Source organism: Rhodanobacter sp. PCA2 (assembly GCF_013620825.1).
Lineage (GTDB): Bacteria > Pseudomonadota > Gammaproteobacteria > Xanthomonadales > Rhodanobacteraceae > Rhodanobacter_A.
In genome coordinates this window covers 26,159-36,678 of record NZ_NJIC01000037.1, presented here as the reverse complement: position 1 = coordinate 36,678, position 10,520 = coordinate 26,159, and the positions used below count along the sequence as shown (strand labels likewise).

The 10,520-nt window shown below is 70.0% G+C and carries 5 protein-coding genes and 1 pseudogene; 3 read left to right on the top strand and 3 right to left on the bottom strand.

Translation table 11 applies throughout. From position 1 onward, the window contains the following. Nucleotides 1-302 (top strand): annotated as a pseudogene (locus tag PCA_RS17425) (hypothetical protein); the annotation flags it as partial. A 232-nt stretch (nt 303-534) separates the two neighbouring features. Here PCA_RS17425 and PCA_RS12545 read toward each other — a convergent pair. From PCA_RS12545 to PCA_RS12535, 3 genes are all read right to left on the bottom strand, one after another. Then, nucleotides 535-2,799 (bottom strand): molybdopterin cofactor-binding domain-containing protein, encoded by a 2,265-nt coding sequence (locus PCA_RS12545; protein ID WP_181302958.1) that lies wholly within the window; start codon nt 2,797-2,799, stop codon nt 535-537. Beyond that, a complete protein-coding gene (locus PCA_RS12540) occupies nt 2,796-3,332 on the bottom strand; it encodes a (2Fe-2S)-binding protein (RefSeq protein ID WP_181302957.1) in 537 nt (178 codons plus the stop codon). The genes PCA_RS12545 and PCA_RS12540 overlap by 4 nt, the downstream gene beginning before the upstream one ends. Nucleotides 3,333-3,471: 139 nt before the next feature. Then, nucleotides 3,472-5,376 carry a S53 family serine peptidase gene (locus PCA_RS12535; protein WP_181302956.1) on the bottom strand — a complete coding sequence of 635 codons (1,905 nt, stop codon included), beginning with the start codon at nt 5,374-5,376 and terminating at the stop codon, nt 3,472-3,474. 319 nt (nt 5,377-5,695) lie between these two features. Here PCA_RS12535 and PCA_RS12530 point away from each other — a divergent pair, with 319 nt between their 5' ends. Together PCA_RS12530 and PCA_RS12525 are read left to right on the top strand one after the other, a co-directional pair. Continuing rightward, a complete protein-coding gene (locus tag PCA_RS12530) occupies nt 5,696-7,213 on the top strand; it encodes a fumarate hydratase (RefSeq protein ID WP_181302955.1) in 1,518 nt (505 codons plus the stop codon). Between the two features lie 647 nt (nt 7,214-7,860). Continuing rightward, nucleotides 7,861-10,473 (top strand): bifunctional aspartate kinase/diaminopimelate decarboxylase, encoded by a 2,613-nt coding sequence (locus tag PCA_RS12525; RefSeq protein WP_343204447.1) that lies wholly within the window; start codon nt 7,861-7,863, stop codon nt 10,471-10,473. Nucleotides 10,474-10,520: the final 47 nt, after the last annotated feature.

Sequence of the window (10,520 nt, the reverse complement as noted above, 5' to 3'; positions counted from 1 at the left end):
CGGTAGCGCACGGCGCGGCAATCGCAGCCGCCGTCGAAGGTTTCGGCACCGCTCGTCGCGTCGCGCTGTGGAGCCACTACAGCGGTGCCGGCGACGCGGTCAGCTTCGTGCGCGTGGGCACGCTGGACGATCCCGACCGCTTCCCGCCCGACATCCACATCTTCACCGCCTCGAAACAGCCCTGGGTGCTGCTGCCGCCCGGCGTGCCGGCGATGCCGGAGTACTACGACCGCGGGCAGCATTGGCCGGCAGCGAGCCTGGCGCGGTGGGAGGCGTTGCGGGGTTCGATGGGCGGCCGGTGAACGTCTGATTTTTCTCGTCATCCCGGCGAAAGCCGGGATCCAGTGCCTTCCAACCCCAAGAAAATAATGCTGCTGGATTCATGGCACTGGATTCCTGCTTTTGCAGGAATGACGAGTGGAGTTTTGGGTGTTGCTCGTCCTGCTTTGACTTCAAGCCGCGCCTTGGCCGCCGTTTCGGCGCAAGACACACCAAACTGCGAAAGTGTTGCAAAGACCAGAGCCCCGCGGCCTGCTACGACAACCGCTGGAACTCCTTCATCAGCGGCAGCCGCCGCACGCGCACCGCGCTGACGCGGAACACCGCGTTGGCGAGGGCGGGGGCGGCGGTGGGCATGGCGAGGAAGCTGGCGCCGGTGGGTGGGCGGGCGTCGTCGGGGACGACGATCACTTCCACGTTGTCGGGCAGCTGGGCCATGCTGGCCAGCGGGTAGTCCTTCCAGTCGTGCTGCTGGATTTGGCCGTCCTTGTAGGTGACGGCGAGGTTGAGCGCGGTGGAGAGCGCGTCCAGCGTGGCGCCGGCGACCTGGCCCTGGAGGCCCAGCGGGTTGATCACGCGGCCCACGTCCACCGCGCAGACGACGCGCTCGATGCCGAGCTTGTCGCCCTGCAGCGAGGTCTCGATGGCGTGCGCCACGTAGGCGCCGTCCATGGTCCAGCAGGCGATGCCGAGGCCGTTGACGCTGCGCAGCCAGTTCTTCCACTCGATGCGGTCGGCGACGAGCTGCAGCACGTTGCGCAGGCGGCCGGTGTCCAGCGTGCCGCCGTTCTTAAGCGCGATCATGCGCGGGTCGCCGATCAGGCGCAGGCGGGTCTTCAGCGGGTCTTCGCGCAGGAGGTGCGCGATCTCGTCGACGAAGCTCTCCGCCGCGAACGCGTTGCTGAGGTGCGGCATCGCGCGGTGCGGGCCGCGCGGCAGGGCGGATTCCAGCGCGTACCAGTCGCTGCGGTAGTTCGGCACCAGGCCGGCGGGCAACTGGTCCGGCAGCACTTCCGAACTCCACAGGCGGTCGGCGGGCACGCCGCGGCCGGCGAGTGCGGAAGCGCTGGCGACGCGCTGGTTCCAGGCGACGAGGTTGCGCTTGCCGTCGATCACCGCGCTGATCCTGTGCACGCTGGCGGAGCGGTACCAGTCGTGGGCGAAATCCTGGTCGCGCGTCCACAGCAGGCGCACGGGCTTGTTCACCGCCTTGGCCAGCATCACGGCTTCGGCCACGTAGTCGTGGTCGAGCCGGCGGCCGTAGCCGCCGCCGACGCGCGGCACGCGGATCTCGATCTGGTCGGGCGCGAGGCCGGTGAGGCGCTGAACCACGGCCCAAGCCTGCTGCGGCGCCTGGCTGGGCACCACGAGGCTGGCGTGGTCCTTGTCGATGCGCGCGAGGCAGTTCATCGGCTCCGCGCAGGCGTGCGCCAGCCAGGGCTGGTAGTAGCTCGCCTCGAAGCGGCGCGCGGCGCGCTTGCCGGCCTTGTCCACGTCGCCGTTGTCGCGCACCCGGGTGGTGGGCGCGCCCTGGCCGTCGAGCAGGGCGGTGGCCTGCTGCTCCAGCGCGCCGCTGCTGGCGGCGGCGCTGGCGCCGGGCTTCCATTCCGGCTTGAGCTGGTCGCGGCCCTGCAGTGCGGCCCAGGTGTTCTCCGCGAGCACCGCCACCGCGGGAGCGATCACGGTGTGGCCGGGCTGCTGCCCGGGCTCGGGCTTGAGCAGCATCACCTTCACCACGCCCGGCACTGCGAGCGCGGGTGCGGGGTCGACGCCGGCCAGCGTGCCGTCCGGCCACGGGCAGTGCAGCAGCACGGCGACCAGCGCCTCGGCCTCGTGGTGGTCTATCGCGTACTTCGCGTGGCCGGTGACGATGGCGTGCGCATCCACGTCGCCGACCGGCTTGCCGATCAGGGTGTAGCGCTCGGGCGCCTTGGGCGCCGGCGCCTGCCTGGGCAGGTCGAGCTTGCTGGCGTCGTCGACCAGGCTGCCGTAGGTGACGCGGCGGCCGTCCGGCGCGATCACCGTGCCGGCCTCGCAGCGCAGGCGGTCGGCGGCGATACCCAGCCGGCGCGCGGCGGCCTGGGTGAGCAGCCAGCGCGCCAGCGCGCCGGCCTGGCGCAGGTCGGCCCAGGCCGCGGGAATGGAGTCGCCGGTGCCGCCGCGCTGGCGGCCGTAGGTCCACTGCGGCTGGCCGTTGGCGCCGGCGGCGATGCCCAGACCCAGTTGCACCACGCTGACGCGGTTCCAGTCGGCATCCAGCTCGTCGGCGATGATCATCGGCAGCGCGGTGGCGACGCCGGTGCCGGTGTCGGGGTCGCGGGCGCCGATCAGCACGTTGCCTTCGGCGTCGATGCGCACGTAGGCGCCCAGTTCCTGGAAGTGGTTGCCCAGCCATTCCGGCGGCAACGGCGGCTCGGCCGCCTCGGCGAGGCGCACGCCCACCACCAGGGCGCCCGCGGTGCCGGCGAGGATCTGCAGGAAGCGCCGGCGCGGCAGCGCGATGCCGTTGGATGCGCTCATGCCTGGCTCGCCCTGCCGGCGGCGGCGCGCTTGATCGCGGCGCGTACCCGGGTCTGGCAGCCGCAGCGGCAGGTGTTGGGCAACCGGTCGATGTCGGCGTCGGAGGGTTGCGGCTTGCGCTTCAGCAGGTCCACGCCGGCGATCAGCCAGCCCGGCGTGCAGTAGCCGCAGCCGATCGCGTCCTCGTCGATGAAGGCCTGCTGCAGCGGGTGCAGCACGCCGTCGTTGGCGGCCAGGCCTTCCACCGTGGTGATGCGCTTGCCGTCGAGCTTCGCCATCGGCTGGGCGATCGCGGACACCGGCTTGTCGTTCACCAGCACCAGGTCGGCGCCGTTCTCGCCGCGGGCGCCGCCGTACTTGGTGCCGGTGAGCCGCAGCACGTCGCGCAGGTACCACAGCAGCGGCATCTGCGGGTCGCCCTCGTGGCGGAAACGCTCGCCGTTGATCTCGATGCCGATGCCGCCGCGCGCCTTCTCGGGCACGATGCCGCTGTCCGGAACGACCGGCACATCGTGGGCTTGGGCTGGCGCCATGCGGAATCTCCTCGACCGTATCCGCGCATTGTGGCATTGCGGCGGGCGGCTTAGGAACGTGTGGCGCTGAACGGGCGGCATGCCGGAAACGACAACGGCCGCTTGCGCGGCCGTTGTCGCGGCGAAACCCCGTGCAGCCTCAGCGGCCGCCCAGGAACAGGTTGAAGTTGGCCACGTTGAGCGTGCCGATGCCGGCGCCCGGCGTGTAGTTCGGCGCGCCGTGGTAGAACCAGTTGTCGCCTGCGTTCACGCTGTTGAAGGCCGACCACGGGCCGTAGCCGAAGATGTCCTGCAGCAGGTACACCTGCGGATTCCAGAAGCCCACGCGGTGCCCGGTGCTCTGCGCGAGCAGGGCGCTGATGCCGTTGAGCTGGGGCGCCACGAAGCTGGTGCCGCCTTCGGAGATCACGCCGCCGTCCGAGCTGGATACCACGATGTAGCCGGTTTCCGGATCGGCATTCAGCGAGACGTCCGGCACGTTGCGGCCGCGGAAGTTGCCCGGCAGGTCGACCAGGGCGGTGGGGCCGGCGCTGGGGTCGTTGTAGACCAGCGCCTGCTTCTTCTCGCTGCGCCGCATGCCGTCGGTGAAGGCCTGGTAGAACGGCTGCTTCCAGTACACGCTGACGCCGCCGCCGCCGCCGGTCGAGAACACGACCGAGCGGCTGCTCACGAAGGGCAGCAGGTAATCCCAGCCCCAGACGCTTTCCTGGTCGATGGACAGCACCACCTTGCCGGCGGAGTTCGTGAATTTCACCGGCACCGTGGTGCCGCCGGCGGCGGTGATGTACGGATCGGACGCCGGCGAATCCACCGTCAGCGGCGCGTTGAACTGGCCCGGGCCGGTACCCGTGCCCAGCCCGCGCACGGTGTCGTAGGCGCCCGAATCGCCGGCGGCGGCGAACACCGACTGCCCTTGCACGGCGGCTTCCAGCAGGATCTGGTGGAAGGCGCGCAGGTCGCCCACGTCGCTGGTGTCCTTGATGCTCGCGCCAGGCGTGTTCAACGCGGCGAAGTTGTAGATCTCCGGCGAGCCCCAGCTGGTGGAGATGCTGTCGGCCTTGTTGTCGGAAACCGCCTGGGCGAAGGCGTCGATGAAGCCGTTGCCGGCGTTCGGCGCGTCGTATACGACGATGTCCGCGTTCGGCGCGATGCCGCCGGACTGCTCGACGTCCAGCGCGGTTTCGCCGCTGCCGCTGTCGATGACGCCGCCGCCGTCCACGTGCACCTGGGTGATGCGGTTCGGCTTGGTGGCGAGGCCGATGGCGTCCCAGTAGGTCTGCGCGTCGGCCGGGTAGAAGTTCGACAGCGTCACGATCGCCAGCGTGGAGCCCTTGCCGGTGATGCCGCGCTTGTAGAGCGGGTTGATGTTGTAGAGGTCGGCCACGTCGCCCACGGTGTAGTTGCCCGGCTGGCCGGTGGCCGTGGGGTTGCCGCTGGACGCGGTGGCCAGCGTCTTCAGCGTGAGCGCCTGCTGCGGCGTGGCGGAAAGCTGCGGCGAGCGGATGCGGTGCGACAGGAACTGCCGCTCGTTGCTGAGGCCGCTGACGGAGACCACGCTGTCGGCCAGCACGGCCGGCATCTGCGGCGCCGAGGACGGACGATGGAAATGCCGGCCGCTGCTGGCCGACACGTAGCTGTGGATCGGCGCCTGGAAGATCGCGCCGAACTGCGCGAGCGTGCCGCTGGTCTCGATGGCCAGGTGGCTGGGCAGCACCTGGCTGTCCAGGCCGTGCTGGCGCAGGAACGCCTGCACCCGCGCGACATCCGCATCGCTCGCGCCGTACCGGCTGGCGAATTCGGCGGTGCCGAGGAACTGGCGGTAATGCGCGCTGCCGGGCGTGATGGTCTGCCGGATGTAATCCTGCAGCGCCGCTTCGTTGCGCAGCTTCAGCATCAGGGTGACATGCACGGGCTGGCTCGAGGCGGCCATGCCCATGTCGATGCTCGGCCGCACGTTGGCGGCGAGTGCGGTGCCGCCGCCTGCGCCCGCAAACAGCAGGGCGAGGCAGCCGGCGAGGGACTTGCGATGCAGCTTCACGAACATTGCGCTTCCTCCTGGTGGCAGTGATTCGGGCGTGCACGGGCGACGGTGCGTCGCCGGACGCCTTCCGGCCGATCCGCATGGGCGTTTCGTCGGGACGAGCTATGAAATCCAGGTTTCCCCAGCGACGTCGTCGGTCTCCCCTGACGACTGGCGTTGCGCCGCCGTGCGAGCCTACTGCGCTGCCCGGAGCGTCGATAGTCCTGCAGGAAATTGCGTGCGAATCGCAAATTTGGGCGAACGCGCATGCTGCGGCACAATAGGCAGTTGGCGCCGCGGACCTGCTCTGGCGGCGCCCCTCATCCCCGCCGAAGCCATCGCCATGACCGCCATCAAGCAAGCCGACCTGATCCAGTCCGTCGCCGACGCGCTGCAGTACATCAGCTACTACCACCCGGTGGACTACATCAAGAGCCTCGCCGCCGCGTACGAGCGCGAGGAATCGCCGGCCGCGAAGGACGCGATGGCGCAGATCCTGATCAACTCGCGCATGGCCGCCGAGGGCCACCGCCCGTTGTGCCAGGACACCGGCATCGTCACCGTGTTCCTGAAGATCGGCATGAACGTGCGCTGGGACGACGCCAGCATGGGCGTGGAAGACATGGTCAACGAAGGCGTGCGCCGCGCCTACAACCATCCGGACAACAAGCTGCGCGCCAGCGTGCTGGCCGACCCGGCCGGCCGCCGCCTCAACACCAAGGACAACACGCCGGCGGTGGTGAACGTGTCGGTGGTGCCGGGCGACACTGTCGAGGTGATCGTGGCGGCCAAGGGCGGCGGTTCGGAAGCGAAGTCGAAGTTCGTGATGCTGAACCCCTCCGACTCCATCGTGGACTGGGTGCTCAAGACCGTGCCGACCATGGGCGCCGGCTGGTGCCCGCCGGGCATGCTCGGCGTCGGCATCGGCGGCACCGCGGAGAAGGCGATGCTGCTGGCGAAGGAATCGCTGATGGAGCACATCGACATCCAGGAGCTGATCGCGCGCGGCCCGCGCAACCGCGTCGAGGAACTGCGCATCGAGCTGTACGAGAAGGTCAATGCGCTGGGCATCGGCGCACAGGGCCTGGGCGGCCTCACCACTGTGCTCGACGTGAAGATCAAGGACTATCCCACCCACGCGGCCAACCTGCCGGTGGCGATGATCCCGAACTGCGCCGCCACCCGCCACGCGCACTTCACCCTCGATGGTTCCGGCCCGGCGACGCTGAACCCGCCCTCGCTGGAGGACTGGCCCAGGCTCACCTACAACCCGCAGAACGCGCGCCGGGTGAACCTCGACACCATCACCCAGGAAGAAGTCGCCAGCTTCAGGCCGGGCGAGGTGCTGCTGCTCAACGGCAAGCTGCTCACCGGCCGCGACGCCGCGCACAAGCGCATGGTGGAAATGCTCAACAAGGGCGAGCCCTTGCCGGTCGACTTCAAGGGCCGCTTCATCTACTACGTGGGCCCGGTCGACCCCGTGCGCGACGAGGTGGTCGGCCCCGCCGGCCCCACCACCGCCACCCGCATGGACAAGTTCACTGAACAGGTACTGGCGCAGACCGGCCTGCTCGGCATGGTCGGCAAGGCCGAGCGCGGCCCCGCGGCGATCGAGGCGATCAAGAAGCACCGCTCCGTCTACCTGATGGCGGTGGGCGGCGCGGCCTACCTCGTCTCCAAGGCGATCAAGGCCGCGAAGGTGCTGGCCTTCGAGGACCTCGGCATGGAAGCGATCTACGAGTTCGAGGTGAAGGACATGCCCGTCACCGTCGCGGTGGACAGCGCCGGCACCTCGGTGCACCAGACCGGCCCGAAGGAATGGCGCACGAAGATCGGCAAGATCCCCGTAGTCGTCGAATAAAAGCCCTGCGTAAAAGCCCTGCGCGCAGCGCACGCCTTCGCCTCCTCTCCCCTCCGGGGAGAGGATTGAGGTGAGGGGCCGGGGCTCGCACGGAACAGGGCCGCACGCCTCCGCCTCCTCTCCCCTCGGGGGAGAGGATTGAGGTGAGGGGTCGGAGCTCGCACGGAACAAGGCCGCACGCCCCGCCTCCTCTCCCCTCCGGGGAGAGGATCGAGGTGAGGGGCCGTGGCTCGCACGGAACAGGGCCGTACGCCTCCGCCTCCTCTCCCCTGCGGGGAGAGGATCGAGGTGAGGGGCCGTGGCTCGCACGGAACAGGGGCGCACGCCTTCGCCTCCTCTCCTCTCCGGGGAGAGGATCGAGGTGAGGGGGCGGGGCTCGTACGGAACAGGGCCGCACGCCTCCGCCTCCTCTCCCCTCCGGGGAGAGGATCGAGGTGAGGGGCCGTGGCTCGCACGGCGGCGGGCGCTGCGCGCCTTCTCTCCCCTTCGCGGAAAGCATGGAGGCAGAGGCAGGCGCCTTCCAGCCACCGGCCACGCCAAAGTAGCCGTATGGATGGCCAAACGGCGGCGCATGGCGGCATGGTTGCAATCGTGTTGCCGCAGCGCAACACTGGCGGGATTGCTCCCCCCAACCACCCATGAGACCCGTGAATCCCAACGCCCCTGCGCCGCTGCCTGCGGACGCCCCCTGGATCGTGATGAAGTTCGGCGGCACCAGTGTCGCCACCCTTCCGCGCTGGCAGAACATCCGTGAGCTGGTCGCCAGCCGTCGCGCCGAAGGTGCGCGCGTGCTGGTGGTCGTCTCCGCGCTCACCGGCATCACCGACGCACTCAAGCAGATGTGCGGCGAGGGCGACCAGGGCAAACGCAAGGCGGCGGCCGGCGCGATCGCGCAACGCCACCACGACCTGCTTGCGCACATGCAGCTGCCGCTGCCGGCCACGCTCGGCGAGCGCCTGGAAGAACTGGCTGCGCTGGCGGCGGAAGGCCCAGCGCGGCTGGGCGAGCTGGCCTGGACCGCGCTGGTGCAGGCGCACGGCGAGCTGATGTCCAGCGCGCTGGGCGCGGCCTTCCTCAGCGCGAGCGGCCTGCCCACGCGCTGGGTGGACGCGCGCGACTGCCTCGCCGCGGCCGCGCTGCCGAACCAGAACGAGCGCACGCGCCTGCTGTCGGCGATGGTCCAGGCCCGGCCCGATCCCGCGCTCAACGCGCGCCTCGCCGCGCTGGGCGACGTGTTCATCACCCAGGGTTTCATCGCGCGCGAAAGCGAAGGCCGCACGGTGCTGCTCGGCCGCGGCGGTTCGGATACCTCGGCGTCCTACTTCGGCGCGCTGCTGAAGGCCGCGCGCGTGGAAATCTGGACCGACGTGGCCGGCATGTTCACCGCCAACCCGCGCCAGGTGCCGGGTGCGCGCCTGCTGCAGAAGCTGGACTACGAGGAAGCGCAGGAAATCGCCTCCACCGGCGCCAAGGTGCTGCATCCGCGCTGCCTGTCGCCGCTGCGCGAGCCGCGCGTGCCGCTGCTGGTGAAGGACACCAACCGCCCCGAGCTGGATGGCACGGTGATCGGCCCCGAGGTGCGCGACCACGCGCCGTCGGTGAAGGCGATCAGCGCGCGCAAGGGCATCACCCTGGTCTCGATGGAATCGGTGGGCATGTGGCAGCAGGTCGGCTTCCTCGCCGACGTGTTCGCGCAGTTCAAGCAGCACGGCCTGTCGGTGGACCTGATCGGCTCGGCCGAGACCAACGTCACCGTGTCGCTGGACCCCACCGAGAACCTGCTGGATTCCGACGCGATCGCCGCGCTGGCCGGCGACCTCGCCAAGGTGTGCCGGGTCAAGGTGATCGCGCCCTGCGCCGCGATCAGCCTGGTCGGCCGCGGCATGCGCTCGATGCTGCACACGCTGTCCAGCGTGCTTGCCGAGTTCGACCAGTTGCGCGTGCACCTGATCTCGCAGTCGTCCAACAACCTCAACCTCACCTTCGTGGTGGACGAGGACGTGGTGGACGACCTGATCCCGCACCTGCACGAGCTGCTGATCGCCGCCGGCGCGCTGCGCACCGACGACAGCGCGCTGTTCGGCCCGAGCTGGCAGGCGCTGTACGGCAGCGGCGAAGCGCAGGCGCAGTCATCCTGGTGGCGCGACGGCGAACGCCAGCGCCTGCTCGACCTCGCGGCCGAGGCCACGCCGCGCTACGTCTACCACCTGCCCACCGTGCGCCAGCAGGCGCGCGAGCTGAAGTCGCTGGCGGCGGTGGACCGGCTGCACTACGCGGTGAAGGCGAACACGCATCCGGCCATCCTGCGCGCGCTGGCCGCGGAAGGCTTCGCCTTCGAATGCGTGTCGCCGGGCGAACTGGCGGCGGTGTCGGCGGCGGTGCCGGAAAGCGTGCCGCTGCTGTTCACGCCGAACTTTGCCTCGCGCGAGGATTTCGAGCGCGGACTCGCCACGCGCGCCACCATCACGCTGGACGCGCTGCACCCGATGGAGCACTGGGGCGAGCTGTTCCGCGGGCGCGAAATCTCGCTGCGCGTGGATCTCGGCCGCGGCCTCGGCCATCACGAAAAGGTGCGCACCGGCGGCAGCGGCAGCAAGTTCGGCCTGCCGCTGGAACAGCTCGACGCCTTCCTCCGGCACGCCGACGCGCATGGCGTGACCGTGCGCGGCCTGCACGCGCACCTTGGTTCGGGCGTGCTCGACGCCAAGCACTGGGGCGAGGTCTACGGCCAGCTCGCCAGCCTCGCCGAGCGCATCGGCAGCATCGCCTTCCTCAACATCGGCGGCGGCCTGGGCGTACCCTCGCATCCCGGCGAGGCGAAGCTGGACATCGCCGCGCTGGACAAGGTGCTGCGCGAGGTCAAGGCGGCCTATCCGCATTACCAGCTGTGGATGGAGCCGGGTCGCTACCTGGTGGCCGACGCCGGCGTGCTGCTCACCCACGTCACCCAGACCAAGGGCAAGGGCAGCTGGCGCTACCTCGGCGTGGACACCGGCATGAACAGCCTGATCCGCCCCGCGCTGTACGACGCCTGGCACGAGATCGCCAACCTCACCCGCCTCGACGAAGCGGCCACCGGCCTGTTCCAGGTGGTCGGCCCGATCTGCGAGAGCGGCGACGTATTGGGCAGCGACCGCCGCCTGCCGGAACCGCAGGAAGGCGATGTGATCCTGATCGCCCAGGCCGGTGCCTACGGCAAGGTCATGTCCTCGCCTTACAACCTGCGCGGCGATACCGAGGAAGTTGTGCTGGACGATTGACCGCTGCTTTCTCCCTCTCCCCTCCGGGGAGAGGGCTGGGGTGAGGG

Excerpts from the sequence above, each read along its gene's own strand:
- PCA_RS12545 (WP_181302958.1), bottom strand. The coding sequence starts at position 2,799 with ATGAGCGCATCCAACGGCATCGCGCTGCCGCGCCGGCGCTTCCTGCAG.
- PCA_RS12540 (WP_181302957.1), bottom strand. The coding sequence starts at position 3,332 with ATGGCGCCAGCCCAAGCCCACGATGTGCCGGTCGTTCCGGACAGCGGC.
- PCA_RS12535 (WP_181302956.1), bottom strand. The coding sequence starts at position 5,376 with ATGTTCGTGAAGCTGCATCGCAAGTCCCTCGCCGGCTGCCTCGCCCTG.
- PCA_RS12530 (WP_181302955.1), top strand. The coding sequence starts at position 5,696 with ATGACCGCCATCAAGCAAGCCGACCTGATCCAGTCCGTCGCCGACGCG.